Source organism: Nonomuraea sp. NPDC004702, assembly GCF_053601695.1.
The window spans coordinates 57303-78285 of sequence record NZ_JBSGCE010000042.1 but is presented as its reverse complement, the minus strand read 5'-3'; the positions used below and the strand labels follow the sequence as shown (position 1 = coordinate 78285).

The window sequence follows — 20983 nt, the reverse complement described above, 5'->3', positions numbered from 1 at the left end:
CGGGTGCTCTCATGGGCGACCTGGGCCCGTTGTTCGGGCCGCGGGGTGTCGCGGTGGTCGGCGCGTCCCGGGATCCGGGCAAACTGGGCGCCGCCATGGCCCGTTCGCTGTCCGGTTTCGGCGGGTTCCTGGCACTGGTGAACGCGCGCGACGACGCCATGCACCCGTCCGTCGGCGCCGCCGCCGCGGCGGGCCCCGTCGATCTCGCGCTGCTCTGCGTGCCCGCCGCGGCCTGCGCCGGCGTGCTCGCCGAGGCGGCGGAGGCGGGCGTGCGGGCCGCCGTCGTGTGCGGCGGCGGGTTCGCCGAGGCGGGCGGCGCCGGGATCGAGCACCAGCGACGGCTCGCCGCCGTCGCCCGGGACTCGGGCCTGCGCCTCCTCGGCCCCAACACCAGCGGCTTCCTCGCCCCGCACGCGCGGCTGACCGCCAGCTTCGTCCCCGGCGCCCACCGGGTGCGGCCGGGCGCCGTCGCCGTCGTGGCCGCCAGCGGCGGCGTCAACCACGCCCTGGCGTTCGCGCTGACCGAGGCGGGGCACGGCGTCAGTCTCGCCGTCGGCCTCGGGAACGCGGCCGGCGTCACCGCCCCCGACGTCCTCGACCACCTCGCCGGCGACCCCCGCACCACCGCCGTCGCGCTGCACGTGGAGTCGGTGGCGGACGGGCCCCGGCTGGTCGAGAGCGTGCGCCGCCTCACCGCGACCCGGCCGGTCGTCGCCCTGGTCGTCGGCCGCCACGACGTCGGGGCCTTCGCCGCCTCGCACACGGGGGCGCTGGCGACCTCCTGGCGCACCACGCGCGCCGCGCTGGCCCAGGCGGGGGCGGTCCTCGTGGACGACGAACGCGAACTCGTCGACGCCGTCGGCGCGCTCGCGGTGACGCGGGCCCGCCCGTGCGCCGACCCGGGGGTGGGCGTCGTGACCGCCCAGGCGGGTCCGGGCCTGCTGCTCCTCGACGACCTGCGCGGACGCGGGATCCGGGTGCCCGAGCTCGCTCCCGGCACCCGGCAGACCCTGGCCGGGCTGCTGCCGCCGCTGACCTTCCAGCGCAACCCGGTCGACACCGGCCGTCCGGGGCCCGAGCTGGGCGCGGTGCTCGCCGCCACCGGGGCCGACCCCGGCGTCCACGTCATCGCGGGGTACGTCCTGCACGAACCGGACGCGGTCGACGTCGTCGCCGCCGTCACCGAGGGCCTGGCCGGGGGCGTCCCCGTCGTCCTCGGGCTGGCGGGCACGGGCGACGCCGTCGTCCGCGACCGCATGGCCCTGCGCGAGTCGGGCGTCCCGGTGGCCGCCGACGCCCGCGGCGTCGCCGCCGCCACCGCCGCGCTGCTGGCCGACGCCCGCGCGCGGACGGCCCGCCCGGCCGCGTCCGCCCCCTGGCAGGCGCCGGCCGTCCCGGTCGCCCGGTACGACGAGCACACCGGCAAGGCCCTGCTCGGACGGCTGGGCGTGGCCACCATGCCCCGCCACGCCTGCGCGGACCGGGCCGCCGCCCACGCCGCCTTCGACTCCCTCGGGACGGCGGTCGCCGTCAAGCTGCTGGACGCCGACGTCCTGCACAAGACGGAGATCGGCGGCGTGCACCTGGGCGTGTCCACCTCCGCCGGCCTGGACGCCGCGCTCGACGCCCTGGACGCGGCGGGCGCGCGCCGCTACCTGGTGGAGGCCATGGCGCCGGCCGGGATCGATCTGGTCGTCGGCGCGCGGCGCGACCCCGTCTTCGGGCCCGTGGTGCTCGTCGGGCTGGGCGGCACGGTGGCCGAGGCCCTGGCCGACGTCGCCGTCCGGCTCGCCCCGCTGTCTCCCGGCGAAGCCGCCGGCATGGCGGCCGAACTGGCCGGGCGGGCCCTGCTCGCCGGGTGGCGCGGCGGCCCCGTCCTCGACCCCGACGACCTCGGCACGATCGTCTCCAGGCTCGGCGACCTGCTCGTCGCCAACCGGCTCCTGGACGAGATCGAGGTCAATCCGCTCCGGCTCACGCGGCGAGGTCTGATCGCGCTTGACGCCGTCATCCTCACCAGGAAGGCCGACGATGCCCACCCCGATCACTGAGCACACCGTGCCCTGGCCCGACGCCGACGTCACCCGTTTCACCGAGCAGGGCTACTGGGCCGGGGTCGCGATCGGCACCCTGCTGCGGCAGGCCGCCGACCGCCATCCGGACGCCACCGCGCTGGTCGACGGGCCGGGGCTGCGCCTCACGTACGGCGAGCTGGCCGATCGCGCCGACGCCGCCGCCGTGCGCCTGCGCGACCTCGGCATCGCGCCGGGCGAGCGGATCGTCATGCAGCTGGGCAACTCGTGGGAGTTCGTCGTCCTGCTGCTGGCGTGCCTGCGCGCGGGCGTCGTGCCGGTGATGGCGCTGCCCGCCCATCGCCGGGCCGAGCTGACGTATCTGGCCGTGCACGCCGAGGCGGTGGCGATCGCCGTCCCCGACCGGAGCAGGGACTTCGACCACCAGCGGCTCGCCCACGACCTCGCGGCCGACGTGCGCGCCGCCACCGGGGCCGGATGGCGGGTGCTGGTCGCCGGGGACGACGTCGCGCCGGGAAGCGTCGACCTGCGGGCCCTGTGCGGCCCGCCCACCGGCCGGACCGGCTTCGACCTGCCCGCCCCCTCCTCCCGGGACGTGGCCGTCTTCCTGCTGTCCGGGGGCACGACCGGCCTGCCCAAGCTCATCGCCCGCACCCACGACGACTACGCCTACAACGCCCGGGCCAGCGCCGAGGTCGCCGGGGTCACGAAGGACTCGGTCTACCTGGTCAGCCTGCCCGCCGGGCACAACTTCCCGCTCGCCTGCCCGGGGATCCTGGGCGTCCTGCTCGCCGGGGGCCGGGTGGTCATGCTGCCCTCGCCCGAGCCGGTACGGGCCTTCGCCACGATCGAGGCGGAAGGCGTCACGCACACCGCGGTGGTGCCCGCGGTCGCCGGCCGCTGGCTGGAGCGGGCCGCCCAGCACGGCGCCCGGCAGCTCGCCACCCTGCGGGTCGTCCAGGTCGGCGGCGCCCGCCTCGCGGACGAGCTGGCGTGCCAGGTCGAGCCGGTGCTCGGGGCGAGGTTGCAGCAGGTGTTCGGCATGGCGGAGGGGCTGCTGAACTTCACCCGCCTCGACGACCCCCTGGAGACGGTGTGCGGCACGCAGGGCCGTCCCCTGTGCCCCGCCGACGAGATCAGGATCGTGGACGAGCAGGACAGGGACGTGCCGGACGGCCGGCCGGGGCTGCTGCTCACCCGCGGGCCGTACACCCCTCGCGGGTACTACCGGGCGGCGGAGCACAACGCCCGCTCCTTCACGGGCGACGGCTGGTTCCGCACGGGTGACATCTGCCTGCGCACCCCTGAGGGCAACCTCGTGGTGGCCGGCCGCGACAAGGACATGATCAACCGGGGCGGGGAGAAGATCTCGGCCGAGGAGATCGAGAACCTCGTGTACCGGCTGCCCGCCGTGAGCCAGGTCGCCGCCGTGGCCATGCCGGACCCCGTGCTCGGGGAGCGCGTGTGCGTGTACGTCGTGCCCCGGGCCGGGGCGACGGTCACGCTGGAGGAGATCCGGGCGCGGATGGAGAGCGCGGAGGTCGCCCGCTTCAAGCTGCCCGAACGGCTCGTCGTCGTCGAGGAGCTCGCCTGGACCAAGGTCGGGAAGATCGACAAGAAGGCCCTCAGGACCGACATCGCCGACCGCCTCAAGGCCGAGCTTGCCGGGGGGTGACGAAGCCGGCCGCCGCTCCGGCGCGTACGGTCGGCGAGCGTCCCTGCTCGGTGCGTGCTCGTCGGCCGCGTAGCGCCATGTCAGGCCCGGCGCGGCGGCTCCACGGACTTTTTGCGTGACCGAAATCCCGATAAATACGGGCTTGTGGTGGATTACGGCGCTCGGGAAGGATGCTGGGAGGTGGACGGTGATCCCGTCCGATCGCAGGCGAGACGAAGGACGCCGGATGACCCAGGCCGACGCGGTTGCATCACTCGTGGAGCGCAGGTTAGGCCGCGCCCTCGATCCCGATCTCAACTTCTTCGAAGCCGGTTTCGACTCGCTCGCGCTGGTCGAGCTGCACGAGGAGATCACCGAGGCGCTGGGCCTGAAGCTGCCGGTCACCGCGATGTTCACCCACCCGAACCTGCGCGCGCTCTCGCAGCTGATCGCGAAGGGCCAGGCGCCCGCCCCGGCCAGGCAGGACGGCGTCCGCCGCCGTCCGCTGGGCGGCAGCCGCCGCGACGTGCGCGCCAGGATCCGCGAGGAAGGTCGGTGACCTCGCACGAACAGCCCGTCGCGGTGATCGCGGTGGGGCGCTTCCCGCTGGAGGCCGGGGCCGCCGAGGAGGCCGGGCACGATCCAGGAGCGCAGGTCGTCCGGCTGTACGGCGGGGTGGGCAAGGCCTGCGCGGCGCTGCTGGCCGGGGAGTGCGAGCTCGCCGTGACCGACGCCGCCGAGCTGCCGCCCGGAACGCTGCGCGGCACCCTGGTCCTGCGGCTGCTCGACCGGGCGTTGCTCGACGGCGACCTGGTGCACCGGGTGATCTGGCCCGACGACCTGGAGGTCGAGGAGGGCTACCCGCCGGTGCACGCGCCGGGCGACGGCCGTCCGCGGGTCGTGGTGTGGTCCGGCCGCACCCGCGAGGAGGCCGAGTCGGTACGGCGCGGCCTGGCCGGCTTCTTCGCCGGGCTGCCGGAGGACCGCTACGCCGACGTGGCGGGCACCCTCCAGCAGGGACGCGTCCACCACCCCGTGCGCGGCGCGGTGGTCTGCCGGAGCGCCGCGGAGGCCGCCCTCGCGCTGGGCCGGGAGCACGCCTACGAGCAGGAGCCGGTCCGCCTGACACTCTCCGCCGGGACGGCCGGCCTGTACGGCGTGGAGCCGGTGTTCACCCAGGCCGTGGACGTCTGCGAAGAGGTACTCGAAGCGCGCGGCGTCCAGGCGTCACCCGCCCTCACCGCCGCCTACGGGCTGGCGGCCACCCTCGCCGCCTGGGGCGTGCTGCCGGACGTCCCGGACCCCGTGGCGCTCGCGGACGACCCCTCGCCGCACGACACGCTCGCCGCCCTCACGCGGGCGAACGCCGGGGCCGCCGGGGCCGCCGTCGAGGCGGGCCCCGACCGGGCGGGGCTGCTGGCCGCCGTGGCCAGGTTCTGGACGGGCGGCGGCCGGGTGGACTGGGCCGCGCTCGACCCCGATCATCCGCTGCAACGCGTCCCCATCCCGAGGCCGCAGCCGGAGCTGCCCGCCTCCGTGGAGGAGCCGCGCCCGCTGTCCGCGGTGCCGTACTCGTTCTGGGTGCTGGAGCAGCTCGCGCCGGACAGCGGCGTGTCGAACCTGGCGGTGGCGCTCAGGTTCGAGACGCCGCTGCGCCGGCTGCCGCTGCAGATCGCGGTGAACCGGCTGGTCAAGCGGCATCCGGCGCTGCGGCTGCGGTTCCCCGTGGTGGACGGGACGCCCGTCCGGCACCTGGTGGCCCCCCAGGACGCCCAGCTGAAGGTCGAGACCCGGGCCACGACGGAGGAGACGCTGGTCGCGGACCTGCGAGCCTTCCTGGACGAGCCCTTCGACCTGGGCCGCGACCTGCTCATCAGGGTCGGACACTTCACCCTGCCCGACGGCGCGGGAACCGTGGTGTGCCTGGCCGGCCACCACATCATCATCGACGGCACCTCCATGCAGCTCCTGGTGGAGGAGCTGGGCCGCTTCTACGACAGCCAGACCGGGCACGGCTCGCTGCCCCCGGAGCTGGCGGGGCCCGCGCCGATGCTGGAGCCGGGGGAGCCGTCGGAGGAGTCGATCGGCTACTGGCTGGACCGGCTCGACGGCGTCGACCCCGCCGCCATGGTGCTGCCGGGCAGCCGGCACTCGCCGGGCCGTCCGACGTTCGCCGGGCACACCTGCTCCTGGCAGGTGGACGCCGAGACGGTGGCGGCCCTGGACGAGCTGCGCGCCAGGCTGCGCACCACCGGCAACATCGTGCTGGCCACCGCCTTCCTGCTGACGCTGCGCGGGCACGGCGCCGGCCCTGACCTGGTGATCGGCATGCCGGTCAGCACCAAGACGGGCGAGCAGCACCGGCGCGTCGGCTACGCCGTGAGCACCCTGCCGCTGCGCGTCCACGTCGAGCTGGACGACGACTTCGAGCAGGTCGCCAGGCGCGTGGAGGAGGCGTTCGCGGAGGGCGTCGAGCACGCCGGGGCCTCGGTGGAGGCGGTGCTGACCCGCCGCGGGCACGGCACGGACGACTGGCGGGTCCCGCTGTTCCGGCACATGTTCAACTACCGGCCCTGGAGCGACGAGAAGGTGCACATCCAGGGCGAGGTGCCCGGATACGTCGACAACCTGATCGACCGCAGCCGCCTGGACATGCAGTGCAACGTCATCCAGGAGCCGGACCGGCTCACCGTCCGCATGGTGCACAGCACCGAGGTGCACGACGAGGACGAGATCGCGGCGTTCACCGCCAGGCTGTGCGCGGTGGTGCGGCAGGCGGCGCGCGGCGGCGTGCCGGACGTGTTCTCCCCGGCCGACCGGGCGCTGCTCGACCGGGTCAACGACACGGGCCGTACCTGGCCGGGCACGCTGGCCGGGCGCATCGTGCCGGGCCCGGCCGTGGCGGTGCGCGAGGGCGGGCACGAGGTCACCTACGACGAGCTGCTGGGGCGCGCGGCCGCGGTCCGCGACCTGCTGCGCGAGCGCGGGGTGGGCGGCGGCGACGTCGTCGCCCTGGCCCTGGGACGCTCGGCGGACCTGGTGGCGGCGGTCCTCGGCGTGTGGCAGGCGGGAGCCGCGTTCCTGCCGCTGGACGTGCGGCAACCGGAGTCGCGCCTGGCCTTCCAGGTGGCCGACTCGGGGGCGCGGCTGGTCGTCGCGGCGGGCAGTCCGCACTGGGCGGGCGGGACGCCGGTCGTGCCGATGCCCGGCACGCCGGGGGAGCCCGGACCCGTCGAGGCCGGGACCATCGCCTATGTCATCTACACCTCCGGCTCCACCGGGCAGCCCAAGGGCGTGCAGGTCACGCACGCGAACCTGACGAACCTCGTGCTCGACTTCGCCGACCGGCTGGGCGCGCCCACCAGCGTCCTGTGGTCCACCACCACCTCCTTCGACATCTCCTGGCTGGAACTGCTGCTGCCGCTGGCCTCCGGCGGCACCGTGGTCGTGGCCTCCGACGAGGACCAGGTGCAGCCGGGCAGGTTCCTGGAGCTGATCGCCGCGAGCGACGTCCAGGTCGTGCAGGCCACGCCCACCGCGTGGCGGCTGATCGCGCCGGAGGCCGGGCGCGAGCTGGCCGGGCGCACGGTGCTGTGCGGCGGCGAGCCGATGCCCGCCGCCCTGGCCAGGGACCTGCTGGAGCTGGGCTGCCGGGTGTTCAACGTCTACGGGCCGACCGAGACGACCATCTGGTCCACCGCCGCCGAGCTGCGCGACCCGCCGCTCGACCCGGTGCCCGCCGGGGAGCCGCTGGCCAACACCCAGATCTTCGTCACCGACGCCGCGGGCCGCGAGCTGCCGCCGGGCGTGCCGGGCGAGCTGTGCGTCGCCGGCGCGGGGGTGAGCGCGGGCTACCTCGACCGGCCCGAGCTGACGGCGCAGCGCTTCGGCCACCACGACCGGTACGGCCGGTTCTACCGGACCGGCGACCGCGCGCGCATCCGCCACGACGGCGCGCTGGAGCTGCTCGGCCGCGACGACCGGCAGATCAAGCTGCGCGGCCACCGCATCGAGCTCGGCGAGGTCGAGGCCGCGCTGCACGAGCACGCGGCGGTGCGCACGGCCGCGGTGATCCTCGACGGCGACCCGCAGACCGACGGACGGCTCGCCGCCTTCCTGGAGGTCACCGGCGAGACCGCCGAGGAGGAGCTGTGGCGCTTCGCCAGGACGCGGCTGCCCGACTACGCCGTCCCCACCCGGTACATCGTCGTCGGCAGGCTGCCCACCACGGCCAACGGCAAGATCGCCTACCGCGACCTGAAGGTGCCCGACGAGGGCCGCGCCCCGGCGCGGGAGGCGGGCGACGGGCTGGTCCGGCAGGTGGTGGCGCTGTGGAGCGAGGCGCTGAACCGGCCCGGGCTCGGGCCGCACGACAACTTCTTCCTCAACGGCGGACACTCCGTGCTGGCCGTCCGGCTGATCGGCCCGCTGGAGGAGCTGGCGGGCCGCGCCGTCTCGGTACGGGCCGTGTTCGACCATCCGACGCCGGCCGAACTGGCCCTGCACCTGGGGGAAGCCCGATGACGCCGTGGTACGTCCAGGTCAAGGAGGGGGCGCGGGCGCTGGTCGCCTTCCCGCACGCGGGCGGCGGTCCGGCCTCGCTCGGCGAGCTCGCCGGGCACTTCCCGCCCGAGGTGGGCCTGTGGTCGGTCAACCTGCCGGGACGCCAGGCCAGGCTCGCCGAGGAGCCGCGGACCGACCTCGACGGGCTGGTCGACGACCTGGCGCGCGACCTGGCCGGGTGGCGTGAGCCGTACACGCTGTTCGGCTACTGCAGCGGTGCGCTGCTGGCCTTCCTCGTCTGCCGGCGCGTGGTCGAGCTGGGCGGGCGGCCGGAACGGCTGGTCGTGGGCTCGTTCGCCGCGCCGGACGTGACCCTGCTGCTGCGCCGCCTGCCGTCGTTGCCGTCGTGGCTGTTCTGGGAGCAGCTGATCGAGCTCGGCGGCGTCCCGCCGGAGCTGGCCGACCGGGAGGCGCTCTGGCCGGTGCTGGAGCCGGCGCTGCGCGCCGACTTCGGGCTGCTGGCCGGCTACCACCACCGGCCGGGGCCGCCGCTGCCGGTGCCGATCTCCGTCCTGTACGGAGCCAGGGACGCCTCGCTGACCAGGGGCGGCCTGCTGGGCTGGCGGCGGCAGAGCGTGCACAGGCCCGCGTTGAAGGAGCTCGACTCCACCCACTGGCTGGCCGAGGAGACCCCCGACGCCCTGGCCGCCGCGATCGTTGAGGAGATGGGATGCGCCTCGGTTACAGCATGAGCTACTGGGGCGGCGCGGGCCTCGGCCCGGCCGACCACCTGGCGCTGGTCCGCGAGGCGGAGGCCCTGGGCTATTCGTCCGTGTGGGCGGCCGAGACCTACGGGACCGACCCGGCGACCCTGCTGGCCTGGATCGCCGGGCAGACCGAGCGCATCGCGCTCGGCACCGGCGTGCTGCAGATGTCGGGACGCAAGCCCGTGGTCGCCGCGATGACGGCGGCCACCCTCGACCAGGTCTCCGGCGGCCGCGCCCGGCTGGGCGTGGGCCCGTCCGGCCCGCAGGTGGTCGAGGGCTGGCACGGCGAGCGCTTCGACCGGCCGCTGGCCCGCGCCCGCGACTACCTCCAGGTGGTGCGCAAGGCGCTGGACGGCGAGCCGGTGCGGCACGAGGGACCCACGATGACGCTGCCCCTGCCCGGCAGCGAGGGCAAGGAGCTGACGCTGGCCGTCGCGCCGGTGCAGGAGCGGCTGCCCGTCTACCTGGCCGCGATGGGCCCGAAGACGGTCGCGCTGGCCGGCGAGCTCGCCGACGGCTGGCTGGCCATCCACTTCCCGCCCGACCACCTGGCCCGCATGGCCAAGCACCTGAACGGCGCCGACCTGGACGTCGCGCCCATGGTGCTCACGCTCGTCGAGGAGGACCAGGAGCTGGCCTACGACATGATGCGGCCCATGCTCGCCCTCTACCTCGGCGGCATGGGCTCGCGCCGGACCAACTTCTACAACCGCCTGGCCGCCACGCTCGGCTTCGAGCAGGAGGCCGCCCGCATGCAGGAGGCCTTCGTCGACGGACGGCAGGGCGAGGCCATGGCGATGCTGCCCGACGCGCTCGTGGACGCGATGACCATGTGCGGCCCCGCGGGCAAGGTGCGCGAGCGGATGGCGGCCTACCAGGAGGCGGGCGCGACCACGCTGATCGTCGGCCTGGTCACGCCCACCCGGCGGCTGCGCAGCCGTCAGCTGCGGCTCATTGCGAGTCTGGCTCCGGCATCCCGATGAGCTTGGCCAGCGGCGACCAGGCCATCGCCGCGATCGGCACGAGAGCGCCGACGGCGATGACCGCCCACAGCGTCGTACGCGTGCCCACGGCGCCGGCCAGCAGGCCGGCGCCGAGCGCGCCCAGCGGGGCGGGGATCAGGCCCAGCGAGTAGATCGAGGCCACCACCCGGCCCTGGAGGTGCGGCGGGGTGACCGTCTGCACCAGGCTGGTGTTGGTGACGAAGAAGATCTGCGAGCTGACGCCGCTGACCAGCTGCGCGACGACGAGCATCGCCACCGAGACCCAGACCGGCCCGACGGCCAGCGGGATGAGGAAGAGCGCCAGGTTGCCGTACACCATCGACCACACCAGCACCTTGCCGATCGCGTAACGCCGCATCACCTTGACGGCGACCAGCGCCCCGATGATCGCGCCCACGCCGCCGCCGGCCAGGATGCTGCCGAACCAGCCCGCGGGCACGCCCAGGTCGCGGATCACGTACAGGGCGTAGATCGAGTTCATCGAGCCCAGGATGAACAGCGAGTACACGGCCGAGGAGACGGCCAGCGGCCGGATCAGCCGGTGCCGCATCACCCAGCCCATGCCCTGCCAGATCGCCTTGTGCACCTGCGCGGGGGTGGTGTCGTCCGGCTCAGGACGGGCCTCCGGCCGCTTGATCAGGGACACCGCGATCGCGGAGGCCAGGTACGACACCGCGTCGATGATCAGCAGCGCGGGCGCGGCGAGCACCTTCAGCAGCGCCGCGGCCAGGCCGGGCCCGAACGTCTGGGCGGCCGACTCGGTCAGCTGCAGCTTGGAGTTGCCCTCCATGAAGTTCTCCCGCGGCACCAGGAACGGGAAGTAACTCCGGTAGGCCGTCTGGAAGAGCGTGCTGAGCAGGCCGAGCCCGAAGATGACGCCGTAGAGCCAGGTCAGCGTGAGCAGGTCGGCGAACCACGCGACCGGGATCAGCATCAGCAGCACGAAACGCGCCACGTCCGTCCAGATCAGGATGGGCCGCTTGCGCACCCGGTCGGCCAGCACGCCGAACAGCAGGAAGAACACCATCGGCAGCCGCAGCAGGAAGCCGACGACGCCCATCTCCGCCTCGGAGGCGTTCAGGACGGTGACCGCGATGACGGGGAACGCGAAGAGACTGATCGCCGAGCCGAACTGCGACAGGCTCTGGCCCGCCCACAGCCGCAGGAAGTCGGGGTGCTTCCAGAGGCTCGTCTGCTCACTGGTCGGGGATGCCATGATCCATCCACCTTCTGATCTCGGTGGCCGCTCCGGCGACCAGGGGTTCGTACAGGATGGGGACGCGTTCCTCGGGGATCGCGACGTGGGCGAGCCGCCCCTTGGCGACGGAGGGCCAGTTGCCGTCCTCGCGCCTGGGCGCGAAGAGCGCGACGTCGCCGTCGTAGGGCTCGTGCCGGAAGCCGCCGACCGCGTGCGCGTTGGCCCGGAAGACGGCCAGGTAGCGGCGCGCCTGCTCGACCTCGGCGGTGTCCGGCGCCAGCCGGTCGGCGGCGGAGGCGGCGCCCATGACCGTCAGGAGTTGCTCCTCCGGCGGCCGGGCGGCGAGTTCGGCCGGGTCCAGCCCGAGGGTCTCCTCGGGGCCGCCGGCCAGCGCGTGGAACAGCAGGACCGTGTCGTCCTCCAGCGACGCCTCGGCCACGGGCTCCTCGGCGTTGGCGTAGAGGAGCACGACGAGCGGCACCTGCTCGCCGCGCTCGCGCAGCCGCCTGGCCACCTCCAGGGCGATGTTCCCGCCGATGCAGAACCCGCCCAGCACGTACGGCCCCGCCGGCCGCACCTCCAGCAGGTCGGCCACGTAGGCGTCGGCCATCTCGGCGAGCGTGGCGTGCGGCTCCTCACCGGGCACCAGCCCGCGCGCGGCGATGGCGTACACCGGCTGGTCGGGGCCGAGGCGGCGGGCCAGCGGGTGGTAGCGGAAGACCTGGCCGCCGAGCGCGTGGATGAAGAAGATCGGCGTGCGGTCGCCGTCCGGGTTGAGCGGCACGACGTGGCTCGGCGGCGCCAGGTCCTCGGGCTGGCGGAGCACCCTGGCCAGCTTGCTGATCGTCGGCGCGGTCAGCACGGTGCCCACGGGCAGGCTCCGCCCCAGCTCCTGGCGGATGCGGGCGGCCAGCCGCAGGGCGCTCAGCGAGTGGCCGCCGAGCTCGAAGAAGTCGTCCAGGATCCCGGCCGCGGGCACCTGCAGCACCTCTTCGTAGAGCGTGGCGAGGCGCGCCTCCACCTCGTCGCGTGGCGGCACGTACGGCCGGCCGCTCGCCGTCTCAGGCGCGGGCAGCGCGGCCCGGTCGAGCTTGCCGCTGCGGGTGAGGGGGAGGGCGTCCAGGCTCACCCACCGGCGCGGGATCAGGTGGTCGGGCAGGACGTCCTGGAGGTCGGGCACGTCGCCCACCACGTAGCCGACCAGGCTGTGCCCGTGCGCCGTGACGGCCGCGTCGCGGACCCCCGGCTGGGCGCGCAGGACGGCCTCGATCTCGCCTGGTTCGACGCGCATGCCGCGGATCTTGACTTGGTGGTCGGTGCGGCCGAGGTATTCGAGTTCGCCGGTGGGGAGCCAGCGGGCGAGGTCGCCGGTTTTGTAGAGGCGTTGTCCGTTGGGGGCGGGGAGGAAACGTTCGGCGGTGAGTGCGGGTTTGCCGAGGTAGCCGCGGGCGAGTTGGATGCCGCCGATGTAGAGCTCGCCGGGGGTGCCGATGGGGACGTCCTGGAGGTGTGCGTCGAGGACGTGCAGGGTGGTGTTGTCGACGGGTTTGCCGATGGGGACGGTGGTTTCTCCCGGTTGGCAGGGGTGCCAGGAGACGTCCACGGCTGCTTCGGTGGGGCCGTAGAGGTTGTGCAGTCCGGGCAGGTCGTGGCCGGGTGGGAGGGCCTCGCCGGAGCAGATGATCCGGGGCGGGAGTTGGACGTCCTCTTCTTCCAGGAAGGCTTGGAGCATCGAGGGGACGAAGTGCGTCGTGGTGATGTTCTCGGTCTTGATGAGGTCGCGCAGGTAGGCGGTGTCGCGGTGGCCGCCGGGCCGGGCGATGACCATGGTCGCGCCGGTGATGAGCGGCCAGAACAGTTCCCAGACCGAGACGTCGAAGGTGGTGGGTGTCTTGTGCAGGACGCGGTCTTGGGGGGTGAGGTGGAAGGTGTCCTGCATCCAGCGCAGCCGGTTGACGATCGCCCGGTGGGAGACGCCCACGCCCTTGGGCCGTCCGGTCGAGCCGGAGGTGAAGATGACGTAGGCCAGATTGTCCTCGCGCACTGACGGCGGCGTGAACCCGCCTCCGGAGCCCGCGGCGGTGAGCACGGTCGTGGCCCCCGCGTCGGCGAGCATGCCGCGCCGCCGTTCCTCGGGATCGGCCGGGTCGAGCGGCAGGTAGGCGCCGCCCGCGGCCATCACGCCGAGGAGCACGACGGGCAGGTCCAGGCCGCGTTCCATGCAGACGCCCACCGGCTGGTCCACCCGCACGTCGAGTCCGGCGGCGACCGCGCGGGCCCGTTCGGCCAGCTCGCGGTAGGTCAGCCGGTCGCCCTCGAAGACCAGCGCCGTCGCGTCGGGGGTGCGCTCGGCCTGCGCGAAGACCAGCTCGTGCAGGGTGCCGCCCGGATGCTCCCGCTCGGTGGCGTTCCACCGCGCGAGCTGAGCCGCGTCCTGCGGCGAGATGCCGATCTCTCCGGACAGGGCGCGGAGGTAGTGGTCCCGGATCGCCGCGATCTGGTCGGCGGGGAACTGCGTGGTGTCGTAGGAGATGGTCAGCGTCAGCCCCTGGCCCGGCGTCCGGACGAAGGCCGTGCTGAAGGCGAAGTCGGTCTGCTCGAAGAAGTCCTGGCCCTCGATGGGCGTGGCGGCGGCGCCGTTCACGTGGAAGTCGCGGAAGTCCACGTGCGTGTCCAGCAGCCGCGCGCGACCGCTGGCCCGCTGGATCTCGAAGAGCGGGAAGTGCCGGTACGGCAGCGCCGCCACCTCCGCCTGGAAGACCCGCTGGACCAGGTCGGGCGCGTCGGCCCGGACCCGCAGCGGGACGGTGTTGAGGAACAGGCCGAGCACCTCGTCCCCGGCCTCGCTCTCCGGACGGCTGTGCGTGAGCATCCCCGTCAGGACGTCGGGATCGCCGGTGACCAGCGCCATGACGCGCACGTGCGCCGCGAGCACCACCGACCGCAGGGGCACCCGGGCGGCGGCCGCCTGCTCGGCCAGCGCCTTGGCCAGCTCGCCGGGGAGCGCCGTGGCGAGCACCGCGACCTCGCGCGGCCCGCCGGTGGGGTAGCCGGGCATCCGGGGCAACCGGCCCTCCGGCGCCTCGGCGACCGCCTCCCGCCAGAACTCCGCCGCCTCCGGCCGGGCGAGCATCGCCTTCTCGGCCGCCACCAGGTCACGGAAGCGCGCCGCCGGCGGCTCCACCGGCAGCCCGGGGGTCGCATAGCGTTCCAGCAGCTCGCTGACCAGCCTCGCGACGCTCCACCCGTCGAGGATCGCGTGGTGGAAGTAGACGGTCAGCGCGAACCGGTCGGCTTCGGGCCGCACGTGGACGCGGAGCAGGGGAGCCCGCGTCCAGTCGAACGGCCCGTACTCCGGCTCGCCGCCGGAGACGGTCAGCGGGATCTCCGCCCGGTCGTGCACGAGCTGGACGGGCTCGCTGAACCCGGTCAGGTCGAAGGACGTCCGCAGCACCTCGTGCCGGGCCGACAGCTCGTCCAGCGCCCTGACCAGGGCCGTCTCGTCGAACGTGCCGCGCAGCGTGAGCGTGGTGTGGTCGTGGAAGGTCACGCCGTCCAGCTCGCTGTGGTACAGCATCCCGGCCTGGAGGGCGCTGAGCGGGTAGGCGTCGATGATCATCGCGTGAGCCTCTCTCTGTCCGCCACGCTGAGCAGGTCGAAGGCTCCCGCCGTGGTCTCCGGTACGGCCTGCCGCGGCCGCAGCACGGCGGCCAGTTCGGCGACCGCCTGATGGGTGAACAGCTGCTGCAGTTCCACGTCGTAGCCGGTGGCGCGCAGCCGGGCCACGACCTTGAGACTGCTGATGGAGTCGCCGCCCACGGCGAAGAAGGTGTCGTGCCGGCCGGGCCGGTCGAGGCCGAGCACCTCCTGCCAGACCTGCGCGACGGCGATTTCCGCCGCGCCGCGCGGCGGCTCCCACGGCAGGTCGGCCGGGCGGTCGGGCGCGGGGAGGGCGGCGCGGTCGAGCTTGCCGTTGGCGGTGGCGGGCAGGCGGTCCAGCCGCACCCACGCCGTCGGGATCATGAAATCCGGCAGCGCGTCGGACAGGTCGGGGACGTCGCCGACGACGTAGCCGACCAGGCGGCCGTTCACCAGCTTGGCCGCCGCCGCCGTCACGCCGGGTTGCTCGCGCAGCACGGCCTCGATCTCGCCGAGCTCCACGCGCATGCCGCGGATCTTGATCTGGTGGTCGGTGCGGCCGAGGTATTCGAGTTCGCCAGTGGGGAGCCAGCGGGCGAGGTCGCCGGTTTTGTAGAGGCGTTGTCCGTTGGGGGCGGGGAGGAAGCGTTCGGCGGTGAGTGCGGGTTTGCCGAGGTAGCCGCGGGCGAGTTGGATGCCGCCGATGTAGAGCTCGCCGGGGGTGCCGATGGGGACGTCCTGGAGGTGTGCGTCGAGGACGTGCAGGGTGGTGTTGTCGACCGGTCTGCCGATGGGGACGGTGGTTTCTCCCGGTTGGCAGGCGTGCCACGAGACGTCCACGGCCGCTTCGGTGGGGCCGTACAGGTTGTGCAGTCCTGGGAGGTCATGGGGTGGGAGGGCTTCGCCGGAGCAGATGATCCGGGGCGGAAGCCGAATCCCTTCCTCCTCCAGGAACGCCTGCAACATCGACGGGACGAAGTGCGTCGTGGTGATGTTCTCGGTTTTGATGAGGTCGCGCAGGTAGGCGGTGTCGCGGTGGCCGCCGGGCCGGGCGATGACCATGGTCGCGCCGGTGATGAGGGGCCAGAAGAGTTCCCAGACCGAGACGTCGAAGGTGGTGGGTGTCTTGTGCAGGACGCGGTCTTGGGGGGTGAGGTGGAAGGTGTCCTGCATCCAGCGCAGCCGGTTGACGATCGCGCGGTGCGAGACGCCCACGCCCTTGGGCCGTCCGGTCGAACCGGAGGTGAAGATGACGTAGGCCAGGTTGTCCTCGCGCACCCACACCACGGACGCCGGAGCCGGCCGTACGTCCGCCGCCGTGACCACCAGGTCGGCCCCCGCGTCGGCCAGCATGCCACGCGTGCGCTCCGCCGGGTGGGACGGGTCGAGCGGCAGGTAGGCGCCGCCCGCGGCCAGCACGCCGAGGAGCACGACGGGCAGGTCCAGGCCGCGTTCCATGCAGACGCCCACCGGCTGGTCCACCCGCACGTCCAGCCCGGCCGCCACCGCGCGGGCCCGTTCGGCCAGCTCGCGGTAGGTCAGCCGGTCGCCCTCGAAGACCAGCGCCGTCGCGTCGGGGGTGCGCTCGGCCTGCGCGAAAACCAGCTCGTGCAGGGTGCCGCCCGGATGCTCCCGCTCGGTGGCGTTCCACCGCGCGAGCTGCTTCCGCTCCTCGTCCGGCAGGATGTCCAGACGCCCCACCGGCACGTCGGGGGAGGCCACCACCGCACGCAACAGCGCGGCGAACCGCTGCGCCAGCCGCTCGATCGTCTCCGGCCGGAACAGCTCGGCGTTGTAGACGAAGCGGCCCTCCAGCTGCTCGCCCCGCTCGGCGGCGTAGAGCTCCAGGTCGAACCGGGTGGTCGTGCTGTCCGGCTCGAAGCCCTCGCCGTCGCCGCGGTAGCTCTGCAGCGCGAACAGCACCTGGACCAGCGGCGGGCGGCTGACGTCGCGTTCGGGGTCCAGTTCGGCGACCAGCTTCTCGAAGGGCAGCTCCTGGTGGCCGTAGACCTCGATCGCGCCGTCCCGCGTGCGGCGCAGCAGCTCGGCGAAGCCGGGGTCGCCCGCCAGCCGCGCCCGCAGCGGCAGCAGGTTGACGAACAGCCCGACCATGTCCTCGAACTCCGGCCGGGTCCGTCCGGCCACCGGCGACCCCACCGCGAAGCCGGTCGTGCCGGACCAGCGGGCCAGCAGCACCTGGAAGGCGGCGAGCAGCCCCATGTAGAGCGTCGCCCCCTCGGCCCGGCACAACTCGCCGAACGCCGCCACGTCGAGCTGGACGTCGTGCCAGCCGCCCCGGAAGCTCTGCCGGGGCGGGCGCGGCCGGTCCAGGGGCAGGTCGAGCACCTGCAACCCGTCCAGCTCGGCGCGCCAGAACGCCAGGTCGCCGGCCAGCCGGTCGCCGCTCAGCCGCTCCCGCTGCCACGACGCGTAGTCGCCGTACCCCAGCGGCGGCCCGCTCTGCGGCGGTGTCAGCAGCTCGCGGAGGATGAGATCGGCCGACCAGCCGTCGGCGACGATGTGATGGACCGCCACCAGCAGCGCGTGGTCGTCGGGCGCGAGCCGTACCAGGGTGGCGCGCAGCAGCGGGCCGTCCGCCAGCTCGAAGGGGAGCGCGGCGTCGGCGCTGAGCACCTGCCTGGCCGCCGCCTCGTCCGGCACGTCCACGACGCGCAGCGGCACCCGCACCCGGTCCGCCACCCGCACCTGCGGCCGCCCGTCGGGGCCGGCGGGGAAGGTCATGCGCAGGCTCTCGTGCCGGGCGACCACGGCGTCCAGCGACTCCCGCAGCCGTCCGGCGTCGAGCGGGCCGCGCAGCCTGGCCGACACGGGCAGCACGTACGCGCTCGTCCCGGGGGCGAACTGCTCCATGAACCACAGCCGCTCCTGCGCGAACGACAGCGGCGGATCGCTGCCCTCGGCGCGTCGCGGGATCTGCTCCGCGGCGCCCAGGCCCGCGATCGCCTTGCGGAAGCGGGCCTGCACGCGCGCCTGCCGTTCATCCACGCTCGTCGGCCTCCTCGGCCAGGTGTTCCAGGGCCGCGGCCAGCAGGCGGGGCGTCGGGTGGGTGAAGGCCAGCTTGAGCGGCACGTCCAGCTCGATGGCCGCGGCGATGCGGGCCGTGGTCCTGGTGGCCAGCAGCGAGTGGCCGCCGAGCTGGAAGAAGTCGTCCAGCGCGCCCACCCGCTCCAGCCCAAGCACCTCGGCCCAGACCAGGCAGACGAGCTCCTCGGCCGCGCCGGACGGCGGCTCGTAGCCGGCGCCGCGCGGCCGGCCCGGCGCGGGCAGCGCGTCCCGGTCGACCTTGCCGCCGGGGGTCAGCGGGATGCGGTCGAGCGAGACGATCGCGCTGGGCACCATGTGCGGGGGCAGCTCGGCGGCGAGGTGCTCGCGTAACGCGTCGTCCCCGGCGTCGTGGACGGCGTAGGCGATCAGGCGGTCCTCGTGGACCACCACCGTGGCCTGCCGCACCGACGGGTGGGCGAGCAGCGCCGACTCCACCTCGCCCGGCTCGACGCGGTAACCGCGCACCTTCACCTGACGGTCCAGGCGGCCGAGGATCTCCAGGCCGCCGTCCAGGCGGAAGCGGGCCCGGTCGCCGGTGCGGTAGAGGCGCGAGCCGCCGGGGCCGGGCACGAAACGCTCGGCCGTGCGGGCGGGCGCGCCCCGGTAGCCGCGGGCCAGGCCGCTGCCGCCGATGTGCAGCTCGCCCGCGACGCCGGCCGGCACCGGGAGCCCGTCGGGGCCCAGCACCTGGAGCGTGGTGCCGGGCAGGGCGACGCCCACGGCCGGGCGGCGCAGCGCCTCCGAGGGGTCCATGTCGGCGGTGGCGGCGATGATCGTGGCCTCGGTGGGGCCGTAGCTGTTGACCAGCCGCACGCCCTGCGGGCCGGACGCGTACCAGGCGGCCAGCGCGGGGCCGGGCAGCGGGTCGGCGCCCAGGATGACCAGCCGCAGGCCGGGCGGCCATTCGACGCCCATGGCCACCAGCTCCTGCCAGTACGACGTGGGCAGGTCCAGCACGGTGAGCGCGGCGCCCTCCGGCGTCTTCAGGAAGTCCGGCAGCGGCTCGTCCGGACACAGGACGAGCTCCGCGCCGGCGGCCAGCGCCGGGTAGATCTCCTCGGCGTGCGTGTCGAAGCTCGGCGAGGCGAACTGCAGGACGCGGTCGCCCGGCCCGAGCTCGTAGTGGCCGCGCATCCAGCCCACCCGCGACGCCAGCGCCTCGCGCGGCACCTCCACGCCCTTGGGACGCCCGGTCGAGCCCGAGGTGTAGATCACGTAGGCCAGCGAGCCCGGCCCCGCGACCTCGGCGTGCGGCGCCTGCGGCGACTCGCGGAGATCGTCCTCGTCCAGCACCAGGGCCGCGCCCGCGTCGGCCGCCATCCACCGCAGCCGCTCCGGCGGGTACGCCGGGTCGAGCGGCAGGTAGGCGCCGCCCGCCCGGCCGACGGCGAGCATCCCGGCGATCAGCTCCACCGACCGCCCGGCGCGCAGGCCCACGACCGTGTCCGGGCCGACCCCGGCCGCGGCCAGGCGTCCGGCCAGCGCGGCGGCCATGGCGTCCAGCTCGGCGTAGGTGACCCGGCGGTCGCCGTGGCTCACCGCCGTCGCGCCGGGCGCCAGCCGGACGCGCTCCTGGAAGAGGTCCAGCACGTCGCGCGCGGGCGGCTGCGGGGTGTCGAGGACCGGCGGCCGGTCCTCGGGCAGCAGCATGGCCGCGCGCAGCGCGGACAGCGGCGTGCCCGGGTCGCGCACGACCGCCTCCAGCACCCGCTCCCACCGCCGCAGCAGCCGCGTCGCGGTCTCCTCCTCGAACAGGTCGCGGGCGTAGGACAACATCGCCCAGAGGGAGCCGTCGAACTGGGTGACGTCCAGCATCAGGTCGAACTTCGCCTGGGTCGCGCCCGGGTCGAACATCTCCGCCTCGACGCCGGGCAGCGGCAGGGCGCCGGCCTCCTTGTCCTGGATCACGAACATCGCCTGGAACAGCGGCGTCGTGCTCAGGTCGCGGCGGATGCCGAGGTCGTTGAGCAGGCGCTCGAAGGGGATGTCCTGGTGCGCGAACGCGTCCAGCACCGTCGCCCTGGTCCGCGCGAGCAGCGTGCGGAAGGACGGGTCGCCGGACAGGTCGCCGCGCAGCACGAGCGTCTCGGGGAAGAAGCCGACGACGTCCTGGAGTTCCGGGCGGTCGCGGCCGGCGATGACCGAGCCCACCGTCAGGTCGTCGGCGCCGCAGTGGGCGCCCAGCAGGAGCTGGTAGGCGGCCAGCAGGACCATGAACAGCGTGCCGCGCTCGTCCCTGGCCAGCTGCTCCAGCCGGGCCGTCAGCTCGGGGCCGATGCGCCGCGCGCAGTAGTCGCCGTCGGCCACCCGTACGGCCGGCCGCGGCCGGTCCGTGGGCAGGTCGAGCGGCCGCACGCCGTCGAGCTTGGCGCGCCAGTAGTCCAGCGACTCCCGCGACGGCTCGCGGCCGCGCTGCCAGGCCGCGAAGTCGCGGTAGTCGATCGACGGGACGCCCAGCCCGGCCGCGTTCCCGGTGTAGCAGGCGGCCAGCTCGGAGAAGATGATCTTCAATGACCAGCCGTCGGCCACCAGGTGGTGCAGGACCAGGCAGAGCACGTGATCGGTCGCCGACAGGGTGATCAGGTGCACCCGTACCAGCGGCCCGGTGGCCAGGTCGAACGGCGTGTTGGTCAGCTCGGCCACGATCGCCGTGGCGCGGGCCTCGCGTTCGGCGGCGGGCAGGTCCGCCAGGTCCACCACAACCGGATCGAGCCTCAGCTCCGGCTCCACGACCTGGACCGGGCCGCCCTCCACCGCGGGGAAGCGGGCCCGCAGCATCGGGTGCCGCGCCGCCACGGTGGCCAGCGCCCCGGCCAGGTCACGGATGGACAGCTCGCCGCGCAGCCGCTGCACCATGTACATGTTGTAGGAGGCGTCGGCGGGGTCGAGCCGCTGCAGGAACCAGAGCCGCTCCTGCCCGTAGGAGAGCGGCGCCGGCGCGTCCGGATCGCTGCGCGGGGGGATCCCGGCGGGCCGGGCCTTCGGCTGCCGCTGGAGCCTGCGCTCCAGCGCCGCGCGCTGCTCCGGGCTGAGGCGGGCCAGCCGCCCTCTCACCTCGCTCATCCGTCCGCGTCCTCCGCCAGGAGATCGTCCAGCTCGACGTCGCCGAGCTGGAGTT

Annotated in this window: 11 protein-coding genes (1 of these 11 running past the window's edge); 6 read left to right on the top strand and 5 right to left on the bottom strand. The window is 74.5% G+C overall.

All coding sequences use genetic code 11. The features are described from left to right. The first annotated feature begins 11 nt into the window (after positions 1-11). The 6 genes from ACWEJ6_RS37755 (at position 12) to ACWEJ6_RS37730 (ending at position 9940) form a co-directional block, all read left to right on the top strand. Positions 12-2051, top strand: coding sequence for an acetate--CoA ligase family protein (locus tag ACWEJ6_RS37755; RefSeq protein WP_452430082.1), 2040 nt, complete (start codon positions 12-14; stop codon positions 2049-2051). Further along, on the top strand, positions 2032-3708 hold the full coding sequence (locus ACWEJ6_RS37750; RefSeq protein ID WP_452430080.1) for a (2,3-dihydroxybenzoyl)adenylate synthase: 1677 nt from the start codon (positions 2032-2034) through the stop codon (positions 3706-3708). The genes ACWEJ6_RS37755 and ACWEJ6_RS37750 overlap by 20 nt, the downstream gene beginning before the upstream one ends. Positions 3709-3934: 226 nt before the next feature. Beyond that, positions 3935-4246, top strand: a complete 312-nt coding sequence (locus ACWEJ6_RS37745) for an acyl carrier protein (RefSeq protein ID WP_358297791.1) — start codon at positions 3935-3937, stop codon at positions 4244-4246. Beyond that, on the top strand, positions 4243-8211 hold the full coding sequence (locus ACWEJ6_RS37740; protein WP_452430077.1) for an amino acid adenylation domain-containing protein: 3969 nt from the start codon (positions 4243-4245) through the stop codon (positions 8209-8211). The genes ACWEJ6_RS37745 and ACWEJ6_RS37740 overlap by 4 nt, the downstream gene beginning before the upstream one ends. After that, positions 8208-8942 carry a thioesterase II family protein gene (locus tag ACWEJ6_RS37735; protein WP_452430075.1) on the top strand — a complete coding sequence of 245 codons (735 nt, stop codon included), beginning with the start codon at positions 8208-8210 and terminating at the stop codon, positions 8940-8942. The genes ACWEJ6_RS37740 and ACWEJ6_RS37735 overlap by 4 nt, the downstream gene beginning before the upstream one ends. Then, on the top strand, positions 8921-9940 hold the full coding sequence (locus tag ACWEJ6_RS37730; protein ID WP_452430073.1) for an LLM class F420-dependent oxidoreductase: 1020 nt from the start codon (positions 8921-8923) through the stop codon (positions 9938-9940). Before ACWEJ6_RS37735 ends, ACWEJ6_RS37730 begins: the two co-directional genes overlap by 22 nt. On the opposite strand, the gene ACWEJ6_RS37725 is transcribed toward ACWEJ6_RS37730, so the two are convergent. The 5 genes in view from ACWEJ6_RS37725 to ACWEJ6_RS37705 are tightly spaced (each overlapping or abutting the next) and all read right to left on the bottom strand, a layout consistent with a single transcriptional unit that may run on beyond the window. Continuing rightward, complete coding sequence (locus ACWEJ6_RS37725; RefSeq protein ID WP_452430071.1) at positions 9909-11177, bottom strand: MFS transporter; 1269 nt, start codon at positions 11175-11177, stop codon at positions 9909-9911. The two genes, ACWEJ6_RS37730 and ACWEJ6_RS37725, sit on opposite strands and share 32 nt — an antisense overlap. After that, positions 11158-14778, bottom strand: a complete 3621-nt coding sequence (locus tag ACWEJ6_RS37720) for an amino acid adenylation domain-containing protein (protein ID WP_452430069.1) — start codon at positions 14776-14778, stop codon at positions 11158-11160. Before ACWEJ6_RS37720 ends, ACWEJ6_RS37725 begins: the two co-directional genes overlap by 20 nt. After that, complete coding sequence (locus tag ACWEJ6_RS37715; protein WP_452430067.1) at positions 14775-17804, bottom strand: amino acid adenylation domain-containing protein; 3030 nt, start codon at positions 17802-17804, stop codon at positions 14775-14777. Before ACWEJ6_RS37715 ends, ACWEJ6_RS37720 begins: the two co-directional genes overlap by 4 nt. After that, on the bottom strand, positions 17797-20928 hold the full coding sequence (locus ACWEJ6_RS37710) for an amino acid adenylation domain-containing protein (RefSeq protein WP_452430064.1): 3132 nt from the start codon (positions 20926-20928) through the stop codon (positions 17797-17799). Before ACWEJ6_RS37710 ends, ACWEJ6_RS37715 begins: the two co-directional genes overlap by 8 nt. Continuing rightward, a protein-coding gene (locus ACWEJ6_RS37705) for a non-ribosomal peptide synthetase (RefSeq protein ID WP_452430062.1) crosses the window boundary here: on the bottom strand, positions 20925-20983 show its 3' portion. 3082 nt of this gene lie beyond the right edge of the window; the window shows 59 of its 3141 coding nt (coding positions 3083-3141); the start codon falls outside the window, past its right edge — the gene reads right to left on this strand; the stop codon is at positions 20925-20927. The genes ACWEJ6_RS37710 and ACWEJ6_RS37705 overlap by 4 nt, the downstream gene beginning before the upstream one ends.

Coding starts and splice junctions, on each gene's coding strand:
- ACWEJ6_RS37755 (WP_452430082.1), top strand. CDS start 12: ATGGGCGACCTGGGCCCGTTGTTCGGGCCGCGGGGTGTCGCGGTGGTC.
- ACWEJ6_RS37750 (WP_452430080.1), top strand. CDS start 2,032: ATGCCCACCCCGATCACTGAGCACACCGTGCCCTGGCCCGACGCCGAC.
- ACWEJ6_RS37745 (WP_358297791.1), top strand. CDS start 3,935: ATGACCCAGGCCGACGCGGTTGCATCACTCGTGGAGCGCAGGTTAGGC.
- ACWEJ6_RS37735 (WP_452430075.1), top strand. CDS start 8,208: ATGACGCCGTGGTACGTCCAGGTCAAGGAGGGGGCGCGGGCGCTGGTC.
- ACWEJ6_RS37730 (WP_452430073.1), top strand. CDS start 8,921: ATGCGCCTCGGTTACAGCATGAGCTACTGGGGCGGCGCGGGCCTCGGC.
- ACWEJ6_RS37725 (WP_452430071.1), bottom strand. CDS start 11,177: ATGGCATCCCCGACCAGTGAGCAGACGAGCCTCTGGAAGCACCCCGAC.
- ACWEJ6_RS37720 (WP_452430069.1), bottom strand. CDS start 14,778: ATGATCATCGACGCCTACCCGCTCAGCGCCCTCCAGGCCGGGATGCTG.
- ACWEJ6_RS37710 (WP_452430064.1), bottom strand. CDS start 20,928: ATGAGCGAGGTGAGAGGGCGGCTGGCCCGCCTCAGCCCGGAGCAGCGC.